The sequence below is a fragment of the Microcoleus sp. PH2017_12_PCY_D_A genome (assembly GCF_020738565.1).
Classification (GTDB): Bacteria; Cyanobacteriota; Cyanobacteriia; order Cyanobacteriales; family Microcoleaceae; genus Microcoleus.
The window spans coordinates 1-25,787 of sequence record NZ_JAEQCI010000101.1 but is presented as its reverse complement, the minus strand read 5'-3'; the positions used below and the strand labels follow the sequence as shown (position 1 = coordinate 25,787).

The following is a 25,787-nucleotide window of genomic DNA, read 5'->3' as shown; positions in this document are numbered from 1 at the left end:
CCATTGTCGGATTGCACTTTAATGGTCTCTGGGATGTGATTGCTTTTGGCTTGCATATTCTGTTTTCAACGTTCTGTAAGGGTTTGGGATTTCTATCAGATTTCTAGCAAATATCCGAAAACCGAATCATGTGCATAGCTCGATTGAAGCTGTAAAGCAGTATAGCATAGTTATCACATATTTGTTGCAGTTCATGTTACAACTGAAAGATCTTTTTTTCAGCGTAAAGTTAATTTATTTCGTGGATTTCTCTGGAAAGTTGCTCTGACAAGCTACGGAGCAAGTTTAACTTCTTCAGAAAAATTTGTATGGTATCTCAGGGAAAAACTTTTATGGGGCGCGCCAACAGGATCGCGACGATCGCTCTTGGGGACGCTTCCACACGGATTTGAGACAATTATGATGCCGTTTGAGGCTCTCAGCAACTGCGCGTATAGAAGGTTAATGCTGTATTGCCGTATACTTTTTGGCGGCAAATTTCTAGGTCGGGAATCGCTTGTGCCGATCGCTCCGGGCTGTGTTCGATCGCGATTTCGCCATCAGGTGCTAGCATTTCTTGGCTGGCGATCGCGTTCAACACAGGTTCGTACAAGTCGCTGGCGTAGGGCGGATCGAAGTAAATGCGATCGAACTGCTGTGGTGATAGTGAGGCCAATTTGGCGATCGCATTTCCCCGCAGAATTTGGAACGTTTGGGAAGAGTCTGCTACTTGCTCCCAATTTTCGCGGATAATTGCACAAGCTTTCGCCGACTGTTCGATACCCGTGACACTCGCAGCTTGCCTGCACAAAGCCTCTGCACCCATCGAACCGCTACCGGTACAAATGTCAAGCCACCTGCAATCTGCGATCGACCCCTGCCAAATATTAAATAAAGCTTCTCTAACTCGCGCAAGTGTCGGGCGAGTTGCGAGTCCCGGCAGAGTTTTGATTTGGCGGTTTCCATAGATTCTGATACTCATAAGAAGAAGGAAGTTCGGCAACGGATTCTGTAACGGATGTAACGGATGTAACGGATTTTAGCGACGCACCTTACACTTCGGGCCAGTCGAAACAAACTAAGCTGTTGCGGCATTTAAATTGCATATCAAAAAAAATGAGATGCTTGTGGGATGGGCGTCCCGCCCGTCCTAAATATGCAATGTTTATTGGTGCAACAGCTTACCAACTCGGTTAGTACCACTAATTTTTATAAATGATATTATAATTTGACTAAAAATGGAATTTGGAGCAGACAAAGCAGCTCCATTATTTTTTGAAACTAATATCATTTAAAACCCAGATTTTACAGTATTTTCTGCTTGATTCCACTCAGGTACTTGTGTCTGAGCCTGTTTTACAAATAGTAAAGTATTGCTGACTACCAGTGATACTAACACCATTTTAACAGGAAACGAGACAGGAGGAGTATTCATAAATTTTGGGGAATTGGGAATTGGGCATCGGGAATTGGGCATTGGGCCGAAAAGCATTGGGTATTGGGCATTGATAATTGGGAATTGGGAATTGGGAATTGGGAATTGGGAATTGGGAATTTTTAGGGGTAAGGTGTGCAGTGCACACCCTACAAATAGAGTTTTTTCGTCCAGGAATGCGATCTTAAAAGTTGTTGATAATCACCGGTTGGGTTTGCCGCGCCGGAGGAGATGCCGGCACAGGGGCAGGATAAGGTTGCGGATAAACCGGATAACCTGGTTGCGGATATCCAGGTGCAGGTGGATATGTTGGTTGTTGATAAATTGGCTGTTGATTGGGTTGTCCGGGATATTGAGGTACAACATTAGGTTGTCCGGGATATTGAGGTGCAGCATTTCCAGGAAAAGTTTCAGGATAACCAGCAGTTCCTTGAGGAAATTGCTGTTGATTTTCTGGGAGATTTTGAGGATTAGATGGAATCCCCAAGATGCCTTCAACAGCGCGGCGGAGAATTGGTCTCAGGGGAATTGCTAAACTCATTTCAGCACTCGAACCGATCGCCATTACAGACAGCGTTCCGACAACAGCTAGTTTTCCGAATCCTTTTTGCAGTTGGTGTTGAGTCATCATATTGTGTCTTCCTTGTCAAGCGATTGTAGATTTTGGATTTTAGATTTTAGATTGAATGCACAGATGAATCTGGGTATTCAACTAAAATCTAAAAGTTAAAGTGTTGGTGAATAGATAGATGCAGCCGAGAGCTAAGGCATCGGGCGAGAATTGGGCGCGTTGCCGTTAACATAAGCGCTGGGAACCCAGAAATTTGTACCAGCAATTTTGTACCAGCGAGCATCAGGAGTTCCCAACTGCAAATCGTTGACAACTTCGCCGTAAGCCCAGCCGTCAAAATTGAGATTTTGGCGGAAACGTACCATTTGATTGCTGCGATCGCCGAGTCTCGGACTGTTCCGCAGAGTAATACCGTTAGAAGACATTACCCAAGCGGGAAAATTTACTTGGCGGAAACCGTTTTGCGGCTGCTGAACAGGTTGCTGAACAGGCTGCTGCTGTCCGGAATTCGAGTTGTTTCCTCGCACCCAAAACGAGATATCGCGGCGGCCGTTAACAGAAGTTCCAAAGTTAGTAACGTTGACATTGTTGCAGTTGAATTCCCCGAACAAACCGCGATTTCCTTGGTTGCTACCTCGAACGGCGATCGTCCCGTTACCGTTAACATTTTGTACTACCCCAATGTGTCCGTGTTCGCGGTGTGTTCCGGGAAATGAAGGCTGCATAACTACTACAGCACCGGGTTGAGGACCAACTTGAGTGAAGCCGTTGCGCGCTAAAACCGAACCGTAATCTTTGGCACTCCAAACGTAGGGAGGTTGCAGTTGAAAGCGGTTGTTTACATAAATCGGACACTGGCAAAATTGTGCGGCTGCTGCTGGTTTGGTGTTGGATAAAGTGGCAGTGATGACAGTGCTAGTGGCGGCGAAAGCAGTTAACAAAGCTAGGGAAATTTTGGAGTAAGAAGTAAATAATTTCATGATAGATTCCTGTTTTTTGTTTGTGGTTGTTTGTGGCTGCTTGCTTAACTGTTGATACTTTCCCACAATCCAAAATCCATGGATACGGAAGAAGCGGAAGTTAAGCAAGGAGTTAAGAATTTCGATAAATACCGAAACTTAGGGTTTATGTCATCGCACCCAAAACGAGACATCGCGGCGGCCGTTAACAGAAGTTCCAAACTGGGTAACGTTGACATTGTTGCAGTTGAATTCCCCGAACAAACCGCGATTTCCTTGGTTGCTACCTCGAACGGCGATCGTCCCGTTACCGTTAACTCTTTCTACTACTCCAATGTGTCCGTGAGTGCGATCGGCACCGGGGAATGAAGACTGCATAACTACGACTGCACCGGGTTGAGGGCCAACTTGACGGAAGCCGTTACGTTGCAACACTGAACCGTAATCTTTGGCACTCCAAACATAGGGAGGACGCAGTTGAAAGCGGTTGTTTGCGTAATGTACGCACTGGCAATATTGTGCTGCTACCGCTGGTTTGGTGTTGGAGAAAGTAGCAGTTACGACTGTGCTGGCGGCGGCGAAAGCAGTGAACAAAGCTAGGGAGATTTTGGAGGAAGAAGTAAATAATTTCATGGTTGATTCCTTGTTTGTTTGCGGTTGTTTGCTTAACTGTTGATACTTTCGCAGAAGCACAAAAAAACCGAAACGGGAGATCCGGGAGTTAAACAAGGAGTTAAGGATGGGTCAAAATATTTTTGTCAAGCCTTGCTCGGAAAGGGTTTCAGGCGTTATAAGATTTAAGGACAGTACCGTTTGTTAACTCCGGCTTCTGGCGAGTCGATCGCAAATTCCGATTTATTCCCGCGCACACCCCCATACCTCGCAAGGTGTTCCCTCGCCAACCGCCGTCTCAAGCGGAGTGCACGTGCTACTCGATCTCTCGATTTAAAATCTAAAATCTAAAATCTAAAATCTAAAATCCCAATGAATGTACCCAAAGCAAGGCGCGATCGCGGCAGAATACTTACAGACCAAGGATGGAAGAAAATCTGGGACGCTATTTACCTCAAATTTACCGATCGCCCCGGTTTGCAAAAAATCTCGGAGCTCACAGATCCTGGACTTAATCCAAAATCTCCCTCTTTCGTCTCCACGGATACGGTGTCTAATATATTGAACCGGCGAGCTCCGGCTGACACAGCCAAAATTGAGAGTTTGTTTGCAGCTTTTGGGCTGCGACTCGAAGCTGACGATCGCACTTCCGGGGATATTTCCGGCAATCTCGCGCCCGCGCCCACTCCTCAAACCCGGCAAAATTGTAGTGAATTGCCGGATATTTCGGGTTTTTGCGGCCGCCGGGAAGAATTGGGTTTGCTGAAAAACTGGATTTCGCTCGATCGCTGTCGGTTAGTTGCGATTTTCGGGATGGGCGGAATTGGCAAAACTGCACTTTGCGCGCAATTAGTCAAGCAAATTCAGCACGAGTTTGAATTTGTCATCTGGCGGAGTTTGTCGAATCAGCCGAGTTGTCAAGATTTGGCGATCGACCTAATTAAATTTATCTGCCACTGTCAGGGCAAAAAACTGCCGGAAAACCTCAGTGACGGCATTTCCGTTCTGATTGAGCATTTGCAAGCGCACCGCTGTTTGATTGTGTTTGACGGCGTGGAAACAATTTTAGATACGGGCGGTTTGGCTGGCAAATATCGATCGGGCTACGAAGATTACGAAAGGCTGTTCAGACAAATAGGAGAATCCAACCATCAAAGCTGTTTATTGCTTACCAGTTCAGAAAAATCAAGAGATATTGCCTTTTTGGAAGGTCAAACTCGTCCAGTCCGATCTTATAAACTCACAGGTTTAGACAATATGGCAGCGCGAGAAATTCTCACCGAAAGAGGCTTGGTCAAAGAAAGAGAATGGGACGAATTGATTGACTGTTATGCCGCTCATCCTTTAGCGCTGAGGATTGTTTCGGCAATGATTTTAGAGCTATTTAACGGTAAAACTTCGGAATTTATCAGAGAAAATACGGTATTTTTAGGTCAAATAAACCACATTTTATCCCAGCAATTCCAGCGGCTTTCGGTGTTGGAAACAGAGGTGATGAAACAGTTGGCAACTGCGGGAGTGCCAATGGATCTGGCTCAATTGCGCGGGGGACTTTCCGCACCGGTTTCTACCTCGAAGTTGATGGAAGCGCTGGAATCTCTGGGATGGCGATCGCTAATTGAAAAAATCACCGTCAGCGGTAATGTCGCTTTTACGTTGCAGCCGGTGGTGAGGAAATATGCGATCGACCGATAGCATAAGTAAGCGCAAAAACACAATAATTATATTGTAGGGGCGGTGCCAAGAGTGGCCGCCCTCCCCTGGTTTATACAGATTTTTTTTAACTGTTTGTAGTGAGGACTTTAGTCCTGATATGGATGCGGACTAAAGTCCTCACTACAAACCTATTTTAATTATGGTCTTTTGAGGGGAGATGATATAATTTATCTCGTCGCGCCCTCACAATTTTCCAACAAACTGGGTTTGGTACAAATCCCCTAAACGGCAACTTTTGTCCTCACCATACTGACAAAATTTGACAGCATTTGCAATCCCGTAGTCGAAGATTTTTCCGGGTGAAACTGTACGGCCATCAAATTGTCTTTAGCTACAGCCGCCGTCACAGTTTGGCTTCCATGCGTCACCACCGCAGCTTTTACTGTTGAATCAACCGGATCGACATAATAAGAATGCACTAAATAAACCCAAGGTTGAGGTGAGAGATTTTGCCACAATGGCAAATTCGGCTGAGTGTATTCTAATTGGTTCCATCCCATGTGCGGAATGGTCAAGCCAGGTTCCGATTGAAATCGTCGCACTTTTCCGGCAATAATTCCCATCCCCGGTTCCGTACCTTCTTCGGAACTGTCAAACAGCATTTGCAAACCCAAACAAATGCCTAAAAAAGGTTTCCCCGAGGCGATCGCACTTTTTATCGGTTCTATCAAATTGCGCGATCGTAAATGCTGCATCGCCGGATCGAAGGAACCCACTCCCGGCAAAACCACCGCATCAGCCTGCTCGATGATAGCCGGAGAATCGGTAATTGTTGGCACTGCACCCACATTTTCCAAGCCTTTACAGACAGAGTGCAGATTGCCCATGTCATAGTCTACTACTGCAATGACAGACATTGACTTACTTGCCTTATATTATCAATATCAGTATTATTGCACAAAATTACCCATAACAAAGGTTCGTAGTGAGGACTTCAGTCCTTCAAAAAATAATGCGGACTAAAGTCCTCACTACGAACCTGTAGTGAGGACTTCAGTCCTCAAAAAATAATGCGGACTAAAGTCCTCACTACGAACCTGTTTGATAGCGAGCGATAGACGGGACATTATATGACTAACAAAATTCTGCTCACCTCCTTTGATACTTGGCTTCCCCATCAGAAATCCAACTCTTCCGACGACTTATTAGCAAAGATTTCTCAAATCAAATCTTTGCCTGATTCCCTGAATTTTTTGAGGAAACTGCCTGTTGATTTTGAACTAGCGCCCAAATTGGCGATCGCCCAAATCAACCAACTCCAACCCGACATTACGATCTGCTGTGGTATGGCAGAAAGCCGGCAAAAATTAACCCTAGAATCCTGCGCTTGCTGCGAGACAGACATTCTGAAAACAGCAGTCAATCTCGAACCGCTAGTCGCCGATCTAGCCTCCACCGAAATCAGTCACGAAGCCGGGAAATATGTTTGTGAAGCCCTCTATTACGCAGTTTTAAAGCATATTCGCGATGCTCAACTTCCCGCTAAATGTATTTTCGTCCACGTGCCAATTTTGACAGATAAAAATCTCGACAAAATTGTCGCCGATTTTTTATTAATTATACGCCGCTTAACTACACGCAGGGACTAGAAACCGGGTTTCTGCGTATATTTCTCGTTACTCGTCGCCAAAACTCGTAGAAACCCGGTTTCTGAAATTGAGCGCAGGAACGAGAAACCGGGTTTCTACGAATATTTATCGTTACTCGTCGCAAAAACTCGTAGAAACCGGGTTTCTGAGGTCGATCGCTAAAATTGTATGTCAAGAAATCATCAAATTCTTGTGGGGCGATGCTCTGAGCATCACCCCGAATATGCAGTTGAAATTCGCAACAACTAGCAACTGCCAAGTCTTTAGCCGCCGTAATTCCAGCCAGTGCTTTCTAGCAGCAACGGAGCGCCCTCGCGGTGAACACCTGCGCCGATAACTTCTCCGACATAAACCGTGTGATCCCCGTGTTCCACAGCACCGACAACATTGCACTCGATGTAACCCAGAGTATCCGAGATAATCGGACAACCGGTTTCGGCGCCTAGATAAAATTCTACATCCTCAAATTTATTCTCAACCCGGCGCTGCGGCTTGAAGAATTTCTGGGCTAACTCTTTTTGTCCTGCTTCCAAGAAACTCAGAGCAAACACACCGCTGGCTTTGATCATGGCGTGGGATTTCGAGTCTTGCTTGACGCAGTTGACGACTAAGGGAGGCGTAAAGGAAGATTGCATCACCCAGCTAGCGGTGAAACCGTTGACTTCTTCCCCGTCTTTGACACCGCAAATGTACAATCCGTGAGGGATTTTGCGGAGGATGGTCTTTTTAGCTTGTTCGTCTAGCACGGGCTTACCTGTCGATCGATAAATTCTACACCGCCCAGTTTACCTTTTGGAGCGTCCACAAACCCAACTGTCTTAAGGGCGATGCGCCACACCGAGAATGTCGAGATTGCCAATATTACTTTTTTCACTACCAAATTTTCTGCTTGCCGCAACATTTATTTTTATTAACTTAAATATAGTTTTACCTATTTTTTGACAACTAACTATGTACTGTGCTAAGACTTTAGCTATTAATATTTGAATCTGAGCGTAGCAACTCAATCCGTTAACAAAACCGGAGATAATGTGATGAAAGAATCGTTTAAGCGGAACTTTGGTTTAGGTCTTTTAGCCGTCAGTATATTATCTCTAATTTGTTTTGGGATAGTCGGGATTGGCAGAGATCCCAACCGCCCGCTGAATTTTGACGGTGCTGTACTTTACGCGGCAGGACGTGCTTGGCTGAACGGTTTAAATCCCTACAACCACGATATGCTGACTCAAAGTGTAGCGGCTGTAAAGGAAATTAACTACCTTCAAGATGCGGGTTTCTTTTATCCTCCTCAATCAGCGGCATTGTGTATGTTTGTCGGTCTTTTCGATTACTCGATTGGCAAATACGTCTGGCTATTATTCAACTTGCTGTCAATCGCAGCTCTGATTGCTATGACAGTTCGCACCATCAACGAACATCAAAATAATAGTGAAAAGCAACTCGGCATTTTGGTAATGAGTGCGATGATTATCGGCAACCCATTCACTTCCCACGTTGTGTGGATGGGTCAAACTTCTTTGATGGCTTTTGCTGCCACAATGGGTGCTTGGTTCTTCAGTCAACGACAAAAATTTGTATTGGCAGGAATCTGTTTGGGTATAGCTAGCTTTAAGCCACAACTATGCTTATTGCTCGGTATTTGGTTTTTGCTAGAACGGAATTGGAAAATATTAGCTGTAGCCTTCGCAACAGTTATAGTTATGAGCGCTTATCCCTTAGTGCTGTACGGCGGGCCCATTGGGATGCTGGCAGCGTGGCACCAAGGAATTCAAGACAGCTATAGTTCTTTGCCTTTCAATCAACCGGGGTATATAGATAAAGTTGGCATGGAAAGTCTTTTCGCTTCTGTCGGCTTCAAGATACCAGCTATCAAGATTGTGGCAGTAATTTTAGCGGTTGTGCTGTGGGTGTTTCGCAATAAAATTAATCGAGAAGATGTCTTGGCTCTGCTGATGGGTATATCCTTCACTTTTCTGGGATTTACTCACGTTTACGATTATGTAGGTTTGTTCCCGATTCTGACATCGCTGTGGCTTTATTGCAGCACCAACGGCAAAGCTTTGCTCAGCAGTATGGCTTTAGTTTTTCTGCTCTTTTTTCCGAGACGGATCTTTTTAGCAGCGGGTCTGCCTTTTTTGGTTCACTGGAGAACAATTGTTGTTTTGCTCCTGGTAGTTGGTGTTGCTGCATTCAGCATAAAAGCTAAATCCAGTGAGGGATTGCAGGAAGAAATCGCTTGATTTTGGGTCGAGCTAGCAGTGACGATATTTTTAACTGTCAACTAGCTTACTCCCTTGCTCAAAACTCTCAAACAACTCCGTGCTTTTTAAACCAATCTTGCAGCTTTTTCCAAGCATCATTGGCTTCTTTTTCCCGGTATGTGGGGCGATAGTCGGCGTTAAAACCGTGGGGCACATTTGGATAAAGCACGATTTCGGAACCGCTGCTGCCAGTTTTGAGAAGTTGTCGCATTTTCTCGACGGTATCGTTGGGAATTAAGTCGTCTTTGCCGCCGTAAAGCCCCAATACGGGCACTTTCAAAGTTGCTGCAAGGTCGATCGGCTGTTTGGGAGTCAAAGCCGTAGAATCGCCAACCAAGCGCCCGTACCAAGCCGCGCCCGCTTTAACTTTCGGGTTGTGGGAAGAGTACAGCCAGACAATTCTGCCACCCCAGCAAAATCCGGTAATCCCTAATTTATTAATATTGCCCTTTCCTGATTTTTCGGCCCAATTTACCGCCGCATCTAAATCGGACATAACTTGAGCGTCGGGAACTTTTGAGACAACTTTACTGACAATTTCTTGAATGTCGGTGATTTTAGAAACATCACCTTGACGGGCAAACATTTCAGGGGCGATCGCCAAATAGCCTAATTTAGCAAAACGGCGGCAGATATCTTGAATGTGGGCGTGAACTCCGAAGATTTCTTGAATCACTAAAATTACTGGAAAATCATTACCGCTGGCCGGCATTGCTCTGTATGCTGGGATTTCTCCATCTTTGACCGGAATCTTCACTTCACCTGCAACTAAACCCGTTGCATCTGTGGTAATAGTTGCCAAAGAAATAGGATGAACTGCTAAGGCAAATCCGGCGGTTAATGCGGTGACAGCGATAAATTGTCTGCGAGTTAAATCTTTCATTGGTAATGGGGAATGGGGAATGGGGAATGGGGCATTGGGCATTGGGCATTGGAACTAACAAATAACAAATAACTAATAACCAATAACCAATAACCAATAACTACTGACTACGGACTACGGACTACTGACTATTGACGGAAAAGCCGATCGTGCTCTGGATGATAAAGGCGCGATCGCCCTTGGGCTTCTTTACCCAACGCCGGACTAATCACATACATCGTCGTTCTGATCAAATTATTTTCGCGAGTGGCGATCGCCATTTTGTCAAGAGCAACCAGCACAATTTTCTCATCCGGCCAACCCAAGCGATAACAAATCGCCACAGGCAAATCAGACGGGTAATGTTCCATCAACTTAGCTTGAGCCTGTTCGACATGGCGGGCGCTCAAATACAGGCACAAACTCCCTTGATGGGCCGCTAAACTAGCTAATTCTTCACGTTCCGGTACTTCAGTTCGGCCGCTAATCCTGGTCAAAATAATTGTCTGCACAACTCCCGGAACTGTCAACTCAATTTTAAGTTTAGCTGCGGCAAGTTGGAAAGCGCTAATTCCCGGAATTACCTCAAAAGCTATTCCCGCTTCCGCTAAAGCCTGCATTTGTTCGCCGACTGCGCCGTAGAGACAGGGATCGCCGGAATGGAGGCGGACGACGCTTTTGCCGTCGCGCACTCGCTCCACCATCAAAGGTACAATCTCTTCGAGAGTCTTATCTGCCGTTTGGATCGCTTCAGCATCCGCGCGCACCCCCTGCAAAATTTGCTCTGGGACTAGGGAATCGGCAAATAATATGACATCAGCCGCAGCCAGTAGTTTTTGAGCCTTAACAGTCAACAAATCCGGGTCTCCGGGGCCTGCACCTACAATATATACGCCTGGAATTAGGGATTGAATCTCTGTCAAACTCATGGCTGCAAAAAAAATTGCGAAATTTACTGGCGTTTCCGGATGCACCTATTTTGGTTGGAAGTAAGGGATGGTAGATGCACCCTGGTTTTGAACCCTAGAGACTAACGTCTCTGGGGTTTTTTATTGATCCTCTGGGGATTTGGGAGCAACCTTTGTGCGATCGCCCGTGGCTGATATCACATCTGGCAAAGGTCGATCGAGCAAATAAAGCCAAGCCAAACCGCCCAAACCTAAAACAATCCCAGTCAAACTTACCATCTGCGCCGTCCGCAGCGGCCCGAACATCAAACTATCAGTTCGCAACCCTTCAATCCACACTCTACCGGAACTGTAAGCGGCGATGTAAATCAAAAACAAAGCACCAGTTTTCAATCTAATTTTGCCCTGCAAATCGCGGAAAAACAAAGTCAGCAGCAACCCAAATACAGTCAAATTCCACAGAGATTCGTAGAGAAATGTGGGATGGAAGTATTCAAAATTAGCGTAGGCCTGCGGGCGGCTGTTTGCCGGAATATAGAGTTTCCAGGGCAAATCCGTAGGACTGCCAAAAGCTTCGGAATTAAAGAAATTTCCCCAGCGTCCGATCGCCTGACCGAGAATTGCCGAAGGCGCGATTAAATCTGCCAATTGCCAAAAAGAAACTCGCTGGATTTTCCCAAAAATTAAAGCTGCGATCGTGCCGCCCAAAATCGCGCCGTGAATGGCAATTCCGCCTTTCCAAATCGCAATAATATCTTCAGGTCTCTGGGCGTATTGCGGCCACTCAAAAGCCACGTAGTAAATTCTAGCGCAGGGAATAGCGCCCAGAACCAGCCAAATTGCTAAATCGCCCAGCAATTCCGGGTTAACGCGGCGCTTTTCGGCCAAATATTGGGACAGACTGACCCCAATCAACACAGCAGAAGCTATCAACAGTCCGTACCAACGGACGGCTAAGGGGCCGAGTTGAAAGATAATCGGGCCTGGGGATGTAAATTGAAAGCCTAGAGGTAGCGCGAGAATATTTAGCACCATAAAAGTTGCATTAATTGTGGTGGAAAGGTGTCAAATTTGCATACCCAACAAACTACAGAGTTTATTTTAGGTGACTGCGGTCATTTACACGCAATATTTGGGGAATTTTGCCGAAAATTAACTTGCGTTGCGGATATTGGTGTCTGGAGTTTTCTTTGTGAGTCCCCAATCAGATCTCCCTGGCACCCCCCTTAAAAAGGGGGGAACCGGATTATTCTCTTTCGTCCCCCTTCTTAAGGGGGATGCGAGGGGGATCGAGACTTCGCCTTTAGGAGGATTGGCGGCCGCTTTGGTCGAGAAGTTTTAAGATAGAGGGTGCTTTTAAATTTTTTGATGACCTATGTCTCCTACTTCCGTTTCTCAGGTGTACTCTTCTGGTAATTCCAGGGATGCGAATCAGTCTCGCAAGACTGCTGCTTTGGCTGTTGAGTCGGGTAAAATTCCGCCTTTGCTGGGGGCGAATTTAGCTGAGTTAACGGAGTGGGTACAGGAGCAGGGACAACCGGCTTATCGCGGTAAACAGTTGTATCAGTGGATTTATGAGAAAGGGGCGCGATCGATCTCTGACATTTCTGTATTCTCGAAACAGTGGCGCGAGACTGTTGCTAAAATTCCGATCGGGCGATCGACTATTCATTTGCGATCGGTCGCACCAGACTCCACAGTAAAGTATCTCCTAAAATTAGCAGACGGTCAAATCATAGAAACCGTCGGCATTCCCACCGACAAACGGCTGACAGTCTGCGTCTCGGCCCAAGTTGGCTGCGCCATGGGCTGCGACTTTTGCGCTACGGGTAAAGGCGGTTTCAAGCGCAACTTAGAAGTAAACGAAATCGTCGATCAAGTCTTGACAGTACAGCAAGATTTCGGCCGCCGAGTCAGCCACATCGTATTTATGGGAATGGGCGAACCTCTGCTAAATATCGATAATGTGGTAGCTGCTGTCAAGTGTTTGAATCAAGACGTAGGAATTGGACAGCGAAACATCACCATTTCCACAGTTGGAATTCGCAACCGCATCAACAAACTAGCCGAACATCAACTGCAAGTTACCCTCGCCGTCAGCCTTCACGCTTCCAATCAAAGACTGCGCGAAGAGTTAATTCCCAGCGCCCACCCTTATCCTTTGGGTGAGTTAATGGCAGAATGCCGCGAATATGTGCGATCGACCGGCCGCAGATTAAGCTTTGAATACGTGCTTTTAGCAAATGTAAATGACTTACCGGAACACGCAGCCGAGTTAGCAAGTCAGTTGCGCGGTTTTCAGTGTCACGTCAATTTGATTCCCTACAATCCGATTCAGGAAGCTGAATATCAGCGGCCGACTCCCAATCGAATTAACAATTTTGTTGCCGTTTTGAAGGAAAAGAAAATAGCAGTTAGCGTGCGGTATTCTCGCGGCTTAGAAGCAGATGCCGCCTGCGGACAACTGCGGGCATCTGAGGTTGAATAGTAGATTTTTCCTAGGTAAAATTGGTTCGATCGTTCGGACTTTAGTCCGCATCCGTCAGAGGACTAAAGTCCGAACGATCGAACCTTTTTGATTGTAATTGTGCGATAAAAATATCGTAGGGTGCGTCAGAATACGTGATTTTATTAAAAATCGACAAGCTACGATCTGACGCACCCTACTACTTAATTTCAAGCTTTAAGACAATTAAATTGTTAATATAATCCCCTTTAAATATGGAACATGACAGCATAGAATATGACTTAAAAAATGAGCCTAGCCTCAAGCTTTTAAGAACTGACAACGCACCATTAATTATCAGTTTTTTATATCTACAGTTCAAGTCTTTAAATCAGATTACCGTTTCCCAATCAGAACTCGTAGAAAAACTTGAAAATTATTTAGAGAAGCTGCGCGAAGAGGAACCGGAACGATATTGTGGGAAAGCACAGACTTACCTGGACACCTGGTGCAATAGCGATCATCAGTTCTTGAAGAAATATTATCAGACGAAGAATGACGATCCGGTTTTTGAACTTGCACCGGGTACTAATCGGGCGATTGGTTGGCTGGAAGATTTGAAGAGGAGAGAGTTTATTGGCACTGAATCCCAGTTTTTAGAGATATTTGCACTGCTCAAAGAAATTGTCACTAAAAGTACAGAAGATCCCGCAGTGCGTTTGGAGGAATTAGAAAAACAAAAAGCAGCAATTCAGAAAGAAATCGACACCATCGAACAAACTGGTGAGGTTGAGCGCTACAGCGAAGCTAAGCTCAAAGAGTGGTTTCTTAAAGCTAATGATGTGGCGCGGCGGCTGCTTGCTGACTTTGGAGAAGTCGAGCAAAATTTTAAAGCAATCACGGACAAAGTGAAAAAGGCACAGCTAAAAGAGGAGGGCGGAAAGGGGTTAGTTGTCGCACAGGTAATTGATGCGGATGAAGAAATTAGAAAATCCGATCAGGGGCGCAGCTTCTATGCCTTCCGAAATTTTCTGGCAGATCCTTCCAAACAGGAAGAATTGGAAAAAATGATTGATGGGGTATATGGCTTGCCAGAACTTCAAGATTTGGGTAAAAAAAATCCCATACTACGAATAATTAAACGCAGTCTAATTAAAGCTAGCGACAAAATTATTAAATCAAATTATCGTCTTGCCGAACAGTTGCGAAAAATGCTGGCAGAACAGCATATCGCAGAGAACAGGCGAGTGAAAGAACTGATTTCCCAAATTAAAAAATTAGCACTTGCCGTGGTGGATAATCCTCCAGAAACTGAGGAATTTATCAGGATAGAAGGCGACCCGGAAGTGCAAATGGTGATGGAAATACCGATGTGGAAACCCACAGAAGAGCGCATCTTTAAAAGCTACAACTTTAGCGATGAAAATGTCGATTTATCGACGGAGAAACTTGAGGAACTCCGAAATTATTGTTATGTGGATGAGGAAGTATTGAAGCAGCGGATTGCTGCAATGTTGGAAAGTCAACATCAGGTAACGCTAGCTGAAATAATTGAGAGGTATCCGGTGGAAAATGGTTTATCTGAAGTTATTGCTTATTTGGCGATCGCTTCTGGCGATCGCAAACACGCGATCGATGACTCCGCGAGCGATCGCATAGACATCGCCAGTTACTCTGACAAGGAAAACCTCATGCACCTGACACTGCCACAAGTTATTTTCAAAAGATAAGGAGAGTAAATCAATGATAGAAAACGACATTATAGCACCCTACGCACCAGCAATCATCAAATTACTAAAGGGTATTCTGTATGAAGATGACAGTGATTGGGATTTGCTATTGAACAACGAACGAAACGTCAAAGAATACTTCGGGAAAATTGGCGTGACACTTTATTTAGATGAAAAAGAAGGGTATGCTTATTTACAGCAGCCAGATCGCGAGGATGACGACGAGCAAGCAAAAACACTGCCCAGGCTGGTTAGGAGAGTCGCCCTGAGTTGGGAAGTTACGCTACTATGTGTTGTATTGCGCGAGGAATTGCTAGAATTTGAGGCCAGCACCTCTAATTCCACTCGCTGCATTCTGTCTAAATCTAAAATTCACGATTTAATGCATCCGTTTTTTAAAGAGCAAACTAATCAGGTACAGCGTGTGAAAAAATTTGACAGTTGGATCGCTCAAGCCGTCAAGTTGCACTTTTTAAAAGAGTTAAAGGGTACAGAAGGCGAATATGAGGTTCGCCGCATCCTCAAAGCTAAAATTCCCGCTGACAAATTGAAGGAAATCAAAGAAGAGTTAAAAGCGCATGGCAAATCAAATGTTTGAATTTGAAAAGGACAATTCCAAAGCTGGATACCGCTTACATCGGCTTGAAGTATTAAACTGGGGAACTTTTAAGCAGGGTACGATCGCCCCCTGCGGTAAAACTTCCTTGCTCACCGGGGCTAATGGTTCGGGTAAATCGACGTTGGTTGATGCACTGCTGACATTGCTGGTGCCCAATAAAAAGCGGAATTATAACTTGGCTTCAGGTTCAGAAAAGGGAAAGCGAGATCGAGATGAAAAGACCTATGTACTCGGAGCTTACAGCACAATTAAAAGTGAAGATGACCACAAATCTAAACCGAAGTACCTGCGTACCAAAGATGATTATTCAGTTTTACTCGCTTATTTCTATAACAAAGGATGCGAACAGCACGTCACCTTGGCTCAGGTTTTGTGTGTAAAAGAGAAAGTTGAAAAGTTGTTTGTGGTTGCTGCTGGTGCACTCAGCATCGCGAAGCACTTCAATAATTTTGAAAATTTTCCAGAATTAAAAAAGCAATTAGCGTCTTTATTGCAACCAAAAATAGAAATTTTTGACACATTTGTTGACTACAGCAAACACTTTCGCAAAACCTTTGGTGTGGAATCTGAAAAAGCTTTCGATTTATTCAATCAGACTGTCAGCATCAAAGAAATTGGAGAATTAAATGACTTTGTGCGCGGTCATATGCTGAACAAAATTAATCTTGAGGAGGAAATACAAGGGCTAACTAATTATTATAAAAACTTAACTTCTTCCCATGAAGAAATGCAGAAAGCAAAGAAACAGGTAGAGATTTTAAGACCGCTAATTGCTGATTCTGACAACCACGAAAATGTCAAGCGGAATCAGGATGAAGTGAAGGAAGTATTGCGAGTAGTTCCTGCCTATTTTGCTCAGCGTAAAAGAGGTTTGTTGCAAACAGTAATTGCAGAGAAACAACAGGAACATACTCAAGTAAACCATGATTTGTTAGAAATAAATGGGGCTTTAAAACGCTTGCGGCAGCAAGAGCTAAATTTAAAATTAGACATTGAAAATGACGATAAAGGACGGCGAATAAAAGATTTAGAACAGGAAATTAAGACTTTAGAGGAACGGATAGATAATTATAGAATAGCCGCCAAAAAATATACTAAGATTGCTGAAGGTATAGGATTTCCAGCTTGCAGTGACCGGGATACATTTAATGGTTCTGCTATCCAGGCGGGGGAAAGGCAAAAAACTGTTACCGAAAAAATTAAAAAATTAATAAGTCAACGCGATGAGGAAACAATTAAGAAGAAACAACTTGAAAAAAAATATACTGATTTAGACGAAGAACTACAATCTTTAAAACAGCGAAGAAATCAGATTCCTCGTGTAAACTTGCAAATCAGAAAAGAGATATTAACTGCTTTGGGAATTGCTGAGGCGGAAATTCCTTTTGTCGGCGAACTGCTCAAGGTAAAGGATGGAGAAGGCGAGTGGGAAGGGGCGATCGAAAAACTGCTGCACAACTTTGGACTGCGAATTCTAGTTACTGAAAGGCATTACCATAAATTCACTCAATATGTCGATCGAACTAATCTGCGGGGCCGCGTAGTTTATGAGAAACTTTGCACTAAAAATTTACATCAGGAAACTAGAAACTTAGATAAGAATTCTTTGTTTAATAAATTGGACATTAAACCTGATAATGAATATATTACTTGGCTGACTAATGATTTATTAAACACATTTGGTAGCTGCATCTGTTGTGAAGATTTAGATAGGTTTGAGCGGGAGAATTATGCTATTAGAAAAAATGGCTTGATGAAAAAGGGGAATAGACATGAAAAAGACGATCGCCATAGAATCAACGACAAAAGTCAATATATTTTGGGATGGGACAATTCTGAGAAAATCAAGGATTGTGAAGCTAAATTGCAGGAGTGTCAAGCAGAGATTGATATAGTAAAAAAAGCGATAAAGGAGATTGAAACAGCACAAGAAAAGTGCGAGGATCAAAAGAAGCTGCTAGAAAAGTTATTGGAATTCAATAATTTTTCTGCGATCGACTGGAAACCGGATGCTAGCAAGAAGCAAAAGCTAGTAGAGCAAAAGCAGGAGTTAGAGGAAAGTTGCGATCGCCTAAATGACTTGAAAAGAACACTAGCTGCTGTCAGCGCTGACATTCAGAAAAAGGACGCAGATAAAACTGGCGCTGACAAAAAGATTGCTAATCTCGATCGCGATATCGACGCTTACCAACAACAGAGGGATGAATGCGACAGGCGATCGAAGTCATGCACATCCGAAAAGATTCAGATTTATACTCCTAAAATTGAAGAGAGTCTCAAAAATCCAAATCTGACGCTCCTCACCATCCATCCTTCGGAAGCTGAAGTAAATGAGTCTTACCAGAGTCAAATAAACGACGCAAATAGCAAGTTAACTTCTTTGGAAAGAAGCATTGACAAACAGATGGATAGTTACAAGCGAGAGTATCCCGAAGAAACGACCAATGTTGACGCATCATTAGAATCGATTCCTGAGTTTAAAAAGATGCTACAAAGGATAGAGATTGAGGGTTTACCCGCACAGGAACAAAAGTTTAAAGAACTGCTAGACCGCAAAATTAGTGACGCTATTTCTAATTTTAAAGAGGCGTTAGAAGACTGGGAAAGCGAAATTAAACAAAATATTTACGAGATAAATCAATCCTTAAAAGTGATAGAGTATACAGACTCGACTTATATACAAGTCCAATCGGAAATTAACCGAGACACCCAAATTAAGGAATTTAAAAATCAATTGAAGGTGTTGTGCTATCGTGATGTAGGCGTTGAGCAAACTTCTGAAGCTGACGAAGCTAGCTTTGAAAAAATTAAAGACCTGATCGATCGCCTCAAGTCAGATGAGCGGTGGACAGCAAGAGTCACCGATGTGCGTAATTGGCTTAATTTCTCAGTCAGCGTCAAAAATAAAGATGACCACACTCAGAAGGAATATTACTCCGATTCCTCTGGAAAATCGGGCGGGCAAAAGGCTAAATTAGCCTACACCATCCTAGCGTCAGCTATTGCCCATCAATTCGGATTAGTACAAGATCAAACAAAATCTGAGTCATTTCGTCTTGTGGTCATTGATGAAGCTTTTAGCAAGTTAGATGAAGAAAATGCAAAGTATGCAATGGAGTTATTTAAACAATTAAATCTTCAGCTTCTGGTAGTTACGCCCAAAGACAAAATCTACGTTGTTGAGGATTATGTAGGCTCTGCTTACTATGTTGAAAACAGCCGTGAAGAGAACGACTCCAAGGTTTATAATATATCCCTAGAAAAGCTGCGTCTAAAACAAATGGCTTCAAATTAACTGTGTCTGTTTATGATTACACCCGACGAAATCAGAAAGAAAGCCGATCGACTTTATACTCCATTCCTGCAATCCTTGCTCCTGGAAGAACCTTTTTTCCCGCTAGATTTGCCCTGCGGCAAAATTCCCTACGACGACTACCAGGAACTCAAAGAAGCCGTACAGCAAATTCTGAAAGGCTCAAAAGAACACGCTGGCTGCGGGTATCAAGTTGAGCTGATACAGCGGAACAATCGCAAATACGGTATGCAGTCGCTGCCATCCCGAATTGTATTTGAAACAGAGACAGATTATTTGAAATTTATTAAGAAAGAACAAGAAGTTGCTGATTTTCAATACGCTGTAGCAAGGATTAGAAAAGAACTTCCTGAATTGAAGATCTGGCTCAATCAAAATCCTCAAAAAGTAATCAAAAACTTAGGAAAATGGGAGAATTTGTTGCGTGTATGCCTGTATTTCCAGAACAATCCGAAACCTCACCTTTATCTTCGCGAACTACCGATAAATGTTCACACCAAGTTCATCGAAAAAAATCAAGGTATTCTGAATGAATTGCTGTCAGCTATCCTGCCAGACGATGCTATTAACAAAGAAGAAAATGATTTTGAAAAGCGATTTGGTTTGCGATATGCTGAGCCATCGGTAACTATCAGAGCTTTGGATAAAAACCTACAGGTGAAGTATGGCATTAGCACCTCGGAGATGAGTATACTCATCTCTGACTTTAAAAGTCGCAGTCTTCAAGGATACCGCTTTATTATTACTGAAAATCTGATGAATTTTCGCACCTTACCCGATTTAAGCAACAGCTTTGCGCTGTGGGGAAAGGGATTTAATGTAGCTATTTTAAAAGATGTTGAGTGGCTAAGGCATTGTCAAATAATTTACTGGGGCGATTTAGATGCCCAAGGGTTCCAGATTCTTTCGCAATTAAGGTCTTATTTTTATGAAACAATTTCTGTGATGATGGATCGAGAAACTTTCGATACTTTTCAGGAATTTGCTGTGCCGGGAACAGTATGCAAGGTTGCTAACTTATCTTACCTGACACCGGAGGAGTATGATTTATTTGTTGATTTGTCGAACCAAACCATTCGTTTAGAACAGGAAAAGATACGGAAGGATTTTGTAATTGGCAGGTTGAATAATTTGTCCGATCGGTAAGTCCACCTAAAAAAACAGAATACCCAGATCGTGTCTTACGTTTAATGAGGTTGAGCTACTTACTTAGCCCTTGTAGGGACACCGCGAGTGCCTAAGTCCCTACGGCACTCGAAGAGCTCGCGGGCTGTACTTCATAAACGTGGAATGTGCTGTATATTGTGTCCGGTCAATTACCCGTAATAAAATTGGTTCGTAGTGAGGACTTTAGTCCGCATCCGTCAGAGGACTAAAGTCCTCACTACGAACCTTTTTGATTGTGTTTGTGCGAGATGACATGATATTACAACAAATTCTACAAGCGTTTAACCAGTATCCAGCGCAACTCCAACGGCGGCGTTTCTTGCACCGGAAATAAATCGCGCCCAGTCGCCCAACTCACAAACCAAGGTGTCGGGGGCCACGCAGAATCAGGCAAATGTTTTTGTTCGTATTCAATCACCGATTCATCGGCAATAATTTCTAACGGCAAACCCTCGATTGCTGCTTCCAATTCTTGCTTTGTGATGAGATAAGACCAACACAATTCAGACATTTGTTTTGCCATTTCATCGGGTTCGTAGCCCTCGACAGCTAAGAAAGTGCTGAATAGTATAAAGCCGCCGCTTAACACGGCATCGGACATTTTGCCGAGGAATAAGCGGACTTGTTCGGGATAGCGGAAGTGCGAGAGAACTTCGGTAGCAATGGCTAATTTGTACCGATAGGTTTTCATCCTCAATAATGGATCTAAAACGTCGCCTTGGGTGACATGAATCGGCAAATTTTCGACGGTGGCTGCGGATGATAGTTTTTCGGCAAATATGGGCGTTAGCTCGATCGCATCCACGGAATGTCCTAACCTAGCTAAAGGCAGACTATTGCGCCCCGGGCCCGCACCAACATCTAAAATAGCTGTTTTACCCGGTTCACCTAATTCCGCTGCAATTGCCATCACTTTAGCATCGGGAAAGCTGCCAAATAAAGGTTCGGGGCGAATATCCGGCCAGCTATGATATTTCTGGGCCATCGATTCGACTTGAATCTTGGTATTCAGAGTAATCCCGCCGCCTAAACCGGTTTGGGAATTGGCGGGAAAGTATGAGACTATGAGATTAGCGTGGGGAGAATTTTTGAATCCTTCTGTTAAGGCGTTGGCGATTAATGTTCGCAAGTTTTCTGTTTGCGCGGCGTCGAGATTTTGTCCCAGAAGTTGCAAGAAGTCTGAGAGTAATTTCAGATAGTCATCTAGCATTGATGGCAAGCAAGGTAGATAAAATTCTCCCTTGATGCCGATGTTCTTTTTGAGTCTTTCTTTGAGGATTAATTTCAGGCGATTGGAATCAGTCATTCGATTTTAGATTTTAGATTTTAGATTTTAGATTGACTCTCCCATTGAATCTGGGAGATTGAACAAGACTCTAAAATTTTGATCTCTTCACCACTTAAGTCATTCGCAACTATCCGTTTTTGGGCGGAGTCAGCGGCGGGCCACTTTCGGGCGAGTCGCTGACGGGTAATTCCGGGGAAGATGCGGCACTGGTGAGGTTTTTAGTCACAATGTTTTTAATGAGATTCGGCAATCAGGGCGATCGCGCCTAACATAATTTTGTGCTCTTGCACCTGAATTCTCGCGTGCAGGGTTTCTGCGGTATCGTCAGGCAACACAGGCACCGCAGCCTGCATTAAAATCGGCCCGCTGTCTACTTCCAAATGAGCGATGTGCACCGTACATCCGGTGATTTTCACCTTAGCTGCGAGTGCTTGTTCGACGGCGCGAATTCCGGGGAAACTCGGCAGCAAGCTGGGGTGAATGTTAATAACTTTGTCGGGAAAAGCATCGAGCAAAACTTTGGTAACTATTCGCATCCAACCTGCCATCACCACCCATTCTACATCATATTCTTGGAAAGTTTTAACAATTTTTGTATCTAATTCTTCGCGGCTTTTGCAATCGCGGTGATTGAGCAGAATTGCGGGAATGCCGTATTTTTCCGCTCTGGCTGCGGCTTTAGCTTCGGGATTGTTGTAAATTAATACTGGAATTTCAGCATTGAGTTGTCCCTTTTGGATAGCTTCGGCAATTACCTCGAAGTTGCTGCCGCTTCCCGAAGCTAAAATTCCTAGTTTTAAGGTTGGATGAGCCGAATCGATCGCACTTTTCCCAATCTCAGGAGAAATCAGGCTGGCGCTGGAATTAGTAGATACTGGATTAACTGTCATAAATGCCATCAAAAATATTCAATCAGATTCTACAACAATATTATCAAAAAACTCTTCCCTGAGAATCGAATAAATTTTCAAATCCCAATATCTGCCTTTGACAAATAGCTGCTGTCGCAAAATCCCTTCCAATTGCATCCCCACCTTTTCCATCACCCTCGCCGAAGCAATATTGTTAACTTCACATCGAGCTACAATTCGATTTAGCAACATTTCCCGAAAGCCAAATTCAATAATTGCATTGACAGCCTCGCTCATGTATCCTTCTCTCCAATATCTCGCAGAAAGTGCATAGCCAATTTCCGCGCGGCTGTGCGTCATGCTCCATTCCACAAATCCGCAAGTTCCGATAAATTTTTTCTCGGCTTTGTGGACGATTCCCCAATCTACCAGCTCTTTTCTTTTGTACATTTTTGTCAGGGATTTGAGAAAATATTTAGTGTCTTCGATGGAGGTGTGGGTTGACCACATTGTATATTCTGAGACTTCCGGGTTGGAAGCATACTCAAACATATCGCTGGCATCGTTTAAAGTTATTTTTCGGAGCAGGAGCCTTTCAGTTTCTATAGTGGGTAAATTTGCTAATATATCGAGCAATTTCATTTTGACATTGACCTATATTGTGATATTATTTAAAACTAAAAGCTAAAATTTACAAGCCAATGGTTCCGATGAAATCTGGGCGTTTTAACTGGTTGGACAATGAGTCGATCGCAGCTTGGACATTTCTAGCCCCAGCTTTGCTGTTTCTGGGTACTTTTTTGATTGGCCCGATCGCCTATTTATTCTACCTCAGCTTTACCAGCGGCAGCTTTACCCAGTCGGGAGTGCGTTTGATTGGCTTCAACAACTACTCGCGCCTAGTCACAAACCCGGATTTTTGGCAAGTTGTCCAAAACACGATCTATTTTACTACCGCGACCGTCATTCCCAGTTTAATAATTCCCTTGGGTTTGGCGGTTTTGCTAAATCGCTCGTTTGCTTGGCGCCCAGCTCTCCGCACCGCTTATTTTATCCCTTCGATTACCTCTTTAGTTGCCGTTGGCTTGGGTTGGCGGTGGTTGTTTCAAACCGAAGGCCCGGTGAATGATATGCTAAGGGCGATCGGCATAAATCCGATACCTTGGCTCAGCAGCACAGTTTGGGCAATGCCAGTAATAATCTTACTAAGTATTTGGAAACAATTAGGCTTTAATATGGTAGTATTTTTAGCAGGATTGCAAGCAATTCCGGTAAATCGTTACGAAGCAGCAGAATTAGATGGAGCTAATGCTTGGCAGCAATTTTGGCACATCACTTTACCCGGTTTGCGGCCGACTTTAGTATTTGCTACCATTACTACAGCTATTTTTACCCTGCGGAGTTTCGAGCAAGTTTATGTGATCACCGGCGGCGGCCCTTTGAACTCTACTAATTTGCTAGTTTATTATATTTACGAGCAAGCTTTTTCCCAATTTGATTTTGGCTATGCAGCCGCAGCCGCAACTTTCCTGATGGCGATAGCTTTGATATTAGTTTATGTTCAGCTTCGAGTTTGGGGCGAAGATTCTTAATTAGCTAGGTACGGACACAGCTATTGGTGTCAAGTTAAGACTAAAATTAATCACAAATCTCGCTTCTAGCTTAGTCTAGATCCCCCTAAATCCCCCTTAAAAAGGGGGACTTTGAAGCTCTTGTCCCCCCCTTTTTAAGGGGGGCTAGGGGGGATCTAGCCTCGGCGGTAAACAGCAGTCTCTGAATACGCCTAAACTTAGAATTAACACGAATGGGCATTGCCGTGTCCGTGCAAATAAAATGTGCAATTAACTGGATTCCCAATTACGAATTCCCAATCTTATATTCCATATGCTCTGCTGTTTGTGTGGCTTGCGCTGTTCCCAAAAGCTTGCCGACAACATACAAAGACATATCAATTCCCGCAGCAATTCCCCCAGATGTAATGATTTTGCCGTTATCAACAAATCGCTGATTTTCGATAATAGTTGTATTCGGAGCTAATTCTCTCAACAAATCCAATGCCCCATGGTGTGTAGTTGCGGCCAAACCTCCCAACAAGCCAGCTTTTGCCAACAGCAGCGAACCCGTACAAACAGACAACACTAATTCTGCTGTTTGCGAACAATCTTTGATCCAATTAATCACTGCTGAATTATCGATTAACTTTCTCGTGCCTAGTCCTCCCGGTACAATTAAAATATCGGGGGGCGGACAATCAGAAAAAGTACAATGGGGATTTACGCTCAAACCGTTACGCGCGCTGACTGCACCGGGATTTTCGGCTACAGTAGAGACTGCAAAAGGTCGTGAATCCTTATAAGAAATACCCTGAAAACCCTGGGACTTTAGTCCAGGGATGAAAGGGCATTGCAGGATTGATCCTGCCAGTTAAATATTTACCAATTCTAGTACAATCAATCAAGGAGGGTAAAAAAAGATGTACGCAGTACAAAGAGACGTTTGGCATTTAACAGGACTCGACAAAACCATTGTCGAGCAACTGTTGAGGTGGTCAAACAATCTGTTTAATGTCGGGACTTACGAAAGTCGGCAACGGTACTTTAAGGACAAAGGTGCACTTAAATACCCAGATTTGTACAAAATTGCCAAAGGCAACGAGAATTACGGCTTACTCTACTCGCAAGTCGCGCAACAATCTTTAAAATCGGTCGCTGAATCCTTTAGTTCTTTCCGAACCCTACAAAAGTTAGCCAAGAAAGGAGAACTCAATCAAAAACCGAGGCTACCAAAGTACAGAACTAAAGGGGCGATGTACCAAGTTTCCTATCCTGGTCAAGCTTTAAAAATAGTGGGTAATCGGGTAAGGTTGCCTTTAGGAACCAAGGGCAAAGAACACTTTGGGACAGATGCGCTCTGGGCGCCTTTACCAGAAAGACTGAAAGATTGCCAGATTAAAGAACTCAGGCTAATCCCTAGAAATGGCGAAGTCTGGCTTGAGTATGTTTATGAAAGTCTAACTGAACAAGCCGCTAGTTGTAGTCTGGAAGTAACAGGGGTTTTGGGAATCGACCACGGCATCAATAACTGGTTGACTTGTGTCTCTAGTAATAGTAAGCCTTTCATCATTGATGGTCGAAAGTTGAAGTCTTGGAACCAGTGGTTTAATAAGGAAAAAGCGCGAGTGCAATCGGCGCACGCTCAATACAAGTTACCCAAAGGTTTTTCCTCAAAAAGACTGCAACAGTTGTCAGAAACTCGCGCCAGAAGGATGAGAGATGCAGTAAATAAAGCAGTTAGAAGCATCATGGGTTATTGCGAAAATCACCAAATCAATGTCGTAGTTTTTGGCTGGAATAAAGGACAGAAGCAAGAAGTCAATATGGGGAAAAACACTAATCAAAACTTTGTCCAAATACCCACAGCTAAAGTCAAAGATAGACTACAACAAGAGTGCGCTCTCAGAGGATGGAGATTTGTAGAGCAA

At 43.9% G+C, this 25,787-nt stretch carries 26 protein-coding genes; 10 read left to right on the top strand and 16 right to left on the bottom strand.

The genetic code is table 11. The annotated features are described in order from the left end of the window. Positions 1 to 418 precede the first annotated feature (418 nt). The 5 genes from rsmD to JGK39_RS25410 form a co-directional block, all read right to left on the bottom strand. The gene (rsmD, locus tag JGK39_RS25430) at positions 419 to 961 is read right to left on the bottom strand and encodes a 16S rRNA (guanine(966)-N(2))-methyltransferase RsmD (protein ID WP_293259151.1); all 543 of its coding nucleotides are present in this window, start codon (positions 959 to 961) and stop codon (positions 419 to 421) included. Between the two features lie 309 nt (positions 962 to 1,270). Next, positions 1,271 to 1,414 (bottom strand): hypothetical protein, encoded by a 144-nt coding sequence (locus JGK39_RS25425; protein ID WP_293259149.1) that lies wholly within the window; start codon positions 1,412 to 1,414, stop codon positions 1,271 to 1,273. 184 nt (positions 1,415 to 1,598) lie between these two features. Continuing rightward, complete coding sequence (locus JGK39_RS25420) at positions 1,599 to 2,045, bottom strand: hypothetical protein (RefSeq protein ID WP_293259147.1); 447 nt, start codon at positions 2,043 to 2,045, stop codon at positions 1,599 to 1,601. 131 nt (positions 2,046 to 2,176) lie between these two features. Continuing rightward, positions 2,177 to 2,965, bottom strand: a complete 789-nt coding sequence (locus JGK39_RS25415; RefSeq protein WP_293259145.1) for a CHAP domain-containing protein — start codon at positions 2,963 to 2,965, stop codon at positions 2,177 to 2,179. Between the two features lie 150 nt (positions 2,966 to 3,115). Further along, entirely contained in the window at positions 3,116 to 3,577 is a 462-nt protein-coding gene (locus JGK39_RS25410) for a CHAP domain-containing protein (RefSeq protein WP_293259143.1), read from the bottom strand. Positions 3,578 to 3,928: 351 nt separating this feature from the next. Between JGK39_RS25410 and JGK39_RS25405 the strand changes: the two genes are divergently transcribed. Then, the gene (locus JGK39_RS25405; protein WP_293259142.1) at positions 3,929 to 5,251 is read left to right on the top strand and encodes an NB-ARC domain-containing protein; all 1,323 of its coding nucleotides are present in this window, start codon (positions 3,929 to 3,931) and stop codon (positions 5,249 to 5,251) included. Between the two features lie 242 nt (positions 5,252 to 5,493). On the opposite strand, the gene hisH is transcribed toward JGK39_RS25405, so the two are convergent. Beyond that, complete coding sequence (gene hisH / locus JGK39_RS25400; protein WP_293259141.1) at positions 5,494 to 6,129, bottom strand: imidazole glycerol phosphate synthase subunit HisH; 636 nt, start codon at positions 6,127 to 6,129, stop codon at positions 5,494 to 5,496. 213 nt (positions 6,130 to 6,342) lie between these two features. Here hisH and JGK39_RS25395 point away from each other — a divergent pair, with 213 nt between their 5' ends. Further along, complete coding sequence (locus tag JGK39_RS25395) at positions 6,343 to 6,861, top strand: peptidase C15 (RefSeq protein ID WP_293259139.1); 519 nt, start codon at positions 6,343 to 6,345, stop codon at positions 6,859 to 6,861. On the opposite strand, the gene JGK39_RS25390 is transcribed toward JGK39_RS25395, so the two are convergent. The 3 genes from JGK39_RS25390 to JGK39_RS25380 are packed head-to-tail and all read right to left on the bottom strand — an operon-like array spanning position 6,845 to position 7,762. After that, on the bottom strand, positions 6,845 to 7,120 hold the full coding sequence (locus JGK39_RS25390; RefSeq protein WP_293259137.1) for a hypothetical protein: 276 nt from the start codon (positions 7,118 to 7,120) through the stop codon (positions 6,845 to 6,847). The genes JGK39_RS25395 and JGK39_RS25390 overlap by 17 nt on opposite strands. A gap of 4 nt (positions 7,121 to 7,124) precedes the next feature. Continuing rightward, the gene (locus JGK39_RS25385; RefSeq protein WP_293259135.1) at positions 7,125 to 7,607 is read right to left on the bottom strand and encodes a flavin reductase family protein; all 483 of its coding nucleotides are present in this window, start codon (positions 7,605 to 7,607) and stop codon (positions 7,125 to 7,127) included. Beyond that, positions 7,601 to 7,762, bottom strand: a complete 162-nt coding sequence (locus JGK39_RS25380) for a hypothetical protein (RefSeq protein ID WP_293302988.1) — start codon at positions 7,760 to 7,762, stop codon at positions 7,601 to 7,603. The genes JGK39_RS25385 and JGK39_RS25380 overlap by 7 nt, the downstream gene beginning before the upstream one ends. Before the next feature lie 133 nt (positions 7,763 to 7,895). Between JGK39_RS25380 and JGK39_RS25375 the strand changes: the two genes are divergently transcribed. After that, positions 7,896 to 9,101 (top strand): glycosyltransferase family 87 protein, encoded by a 1,206-nt coding sequence (locus JGK39_RS25375; RefSeq protein WP_293259131.1) that lies wholly within the window; start codon positions 7,896 to 7,898, stop codon positions 9,099 to 9,101. A 67-nt stretch (positions 9,102 to 9,168) separates the two neighbouring features. Here JGK39_RS25375 and JGK39_RS25370 read toward each other — a convergent pair whose 3' ends face one another. The 3 genes from JGK39_RS25370 to lgt form a co-directional block, all read right to left on the bottom strand. Beyond that, positions 9,169 to 10,005, bottom strand: coding sequence for a dienelactone hydrolase family protein (locus JGK39_RS25370; protein ID WP_293259129.1), 837 nt, complete (start codon positions 10,003 to 10,005; stop codon positions 9,169 to 9,171). A gap of 128 nt (positions 10,006 to 10,133) precedes the next feature. Next, positions 10,134 to 10,913 (bottom strand): precorrin-4 C(11)-methyltransferase, encoded by a 780-nt coding sequence (gene cobM, locus JGK39_RS25365; protein WP_293259127.1) that lies wholly within the window; start codon positions 10,911 to 10,913, stop codon positions 10,134 to 10,136. 120 nt (positions 10,914 to 11,033) lie between these two features. Continuing rightward, positions 11,034 to 11,927, bottom strand: a complete 894-nt coding sequence (gene lgt / locus JGK39_RS25360; RefSeq protein ID WP_293259125.1) for a prolipoprotein diacylglyceryl transferase — start codon at positions 11,925 to 11,927, stop codon at positions 11,034 to 11,036. 340 nt (positions 11,928 to 12,267) lie between these two features. Between lgt and rlmN the strand changes: the two genes are divergently transcribed. From rlmN to JGK39_RS25335, 5 genes are all read left to right on the top strand, one after another. Continuing rightward, positions 12,268 to 13,380: a 23S rRNA (adenine(2503)-C(2))-methyltransferase RlmN gene (gene rlmN / locus JGK39_RS25355; RefSeq protein ID WP_293259123.1), complete on the top strand. Its 1,113-nt coding sequence runs from the start codon at positions 12,268 to 12,270 to the stop codon at positions 13,378 to 13,380. A 233-nt stretch (positions 13,381 to 13,613) separates the two neighbouring features. Next, entirely contained in the window at positions 13,614 to 15,068 is a 1,455-nt protein-coding gene (locus JGK39_RS25350) for a DUF3375 domain-containing protein (protein ID WP_293259121.1), read from the top strand. Positions 15,069 to 15,081: 13 nt separating this feature from the next. Beyond that, on the top strand, positions 15,082 to 15,666 hold the full coding sequence (locus JGK39_RS25345) for a DUF4194 domain-containing protein (protein WP_293259119.1): 585 nt from the start codon (positions 15,082 to 15,084) through the stop codon (positions 15,664 to 15,666). Beyond that, positions 15,659 to 18,982, top strand: a complete 3,324-nt coding sequence (locus JGK39_RS25340) for an SbcC/MukB-like Walker B domain-containing protein (RefSeq protein WP_293259117.1) — start codon at positions 15,659 to 15,661, stop codon at positions 18,980 to 18,982. The genes JGK39_RS25345 and JGK39_RS25340 overlap by 8 nt, the downstream gene beginning before the upstream one ends. Positions 18,983 to 18,994: 12 nt before the next feature. Then, positions 18,995 to 20,146 (top strand): DUF3322 and DUF2220 domain-containing protein, encoded by a 1,152-nt coding sequence (locus tag JGK39_RS25335; RefSeq protein ID WP_293259115.1) that lies wholly within the window; start codon positions 18,995 to 18,997, stop codon positions 20,144 to 20,146. A 292-nt stretch (positions 20,147 to 20,438) separates the two neighbouring features. Here the strand turns inward: JGK39_RS25335 and JGK39_RS25330 are convergent, their stop codons facing one another. The 3 genes from JGK39_RS25330 to JGK39_RS25320 all read right to left on the bottom strand — a co-directional run bounded on the left by JGK39_RS25330 (position 20,439) and on the right by JGK39_RS25320 (position 22,948). Beyond that, entirely contained in the window at positions 20,439 to 21,473 is a 1,035-nt protein-coding gene (locus JGK39_RS25330) for a class I SAM-dependent methyltransferase (protein ID WP_293259113.1), read from the bottom strand. Positions 21,474 to 21,688: 215 nt separating this feature from the next. Next, on the bottom strand, positions 21,689 to 22,345 hold the full coding sequence (gene purN / locus JGK39_RS25325; protein WP_293259111.1) for a phosphoribosylglycinamide formyltransferase: 657 nt from the start codon (positions 22,343 to 22,345) through the stop codon (positions 21,689 to 21,691). A gap of 18 nt (positions 22,346 to 22,363) precedes the next feature. After that, the gene (locus tag JGK39_RS25320) at positions 22,364 to 22,948 is read right to left on the bottom strand and encodes a GNAT family protein (RefSeq protein ID WP_293259109.1); all 585 of its coding nucleotides are present in this window, start codon (positions 22,946 to 22,948) and stop codon (positions 22,364 to 22,366) included. Positions 22,949 to 23,007: 59 nt separating this feature from the next. Here JGK39_RS25320 and JGK39_RS25315 point away from each other — a divergent pair, with 59 nt between their 5' ends. Then, positions 23,008 to 23,898 carry a sugar ABC transporter permease gene (locus tag JGK39_RS25315; protein ID WP_293259107.1) on the top strand — a complete coding sequence of 297 codons (891 nt, stop codon included), beginning with the start codon at positions 23,008 to 23,010 and terminating at the stop codon, positions 23,896 to 23,898. 265 nt (positions 23,899 to 24,163) lie between these two features. Here the strand turns inward: JGK39_RS25315 and JGK39_RS25310 are convergent, their stop codons facing one another. Next, positions 24,164 to 24,667 (bottom strand): DJ-1/PfpI family protein, encoded by a 504-nt coding sequence (locus JGK39_RS25310; protein WP_293259153.1) that lies wholly within the window; start codon positions 24,665 to 24,667, stop codon positions 24,164 to 24,166. Between the two features lie 112 nt (positions 24,668 to 24,779). On the opposite strand from JGK39_RS25310, the gene JGK39_RS25305 reads away from it, so the two are divergent. Then, a partial coding sequence (locus JGK39_RS25305; protein ID WP_293297742.1) for a transposase occupies positions 24,780 to 25,787 on the top strand: 1,008 nt, incomplete at its 3' end.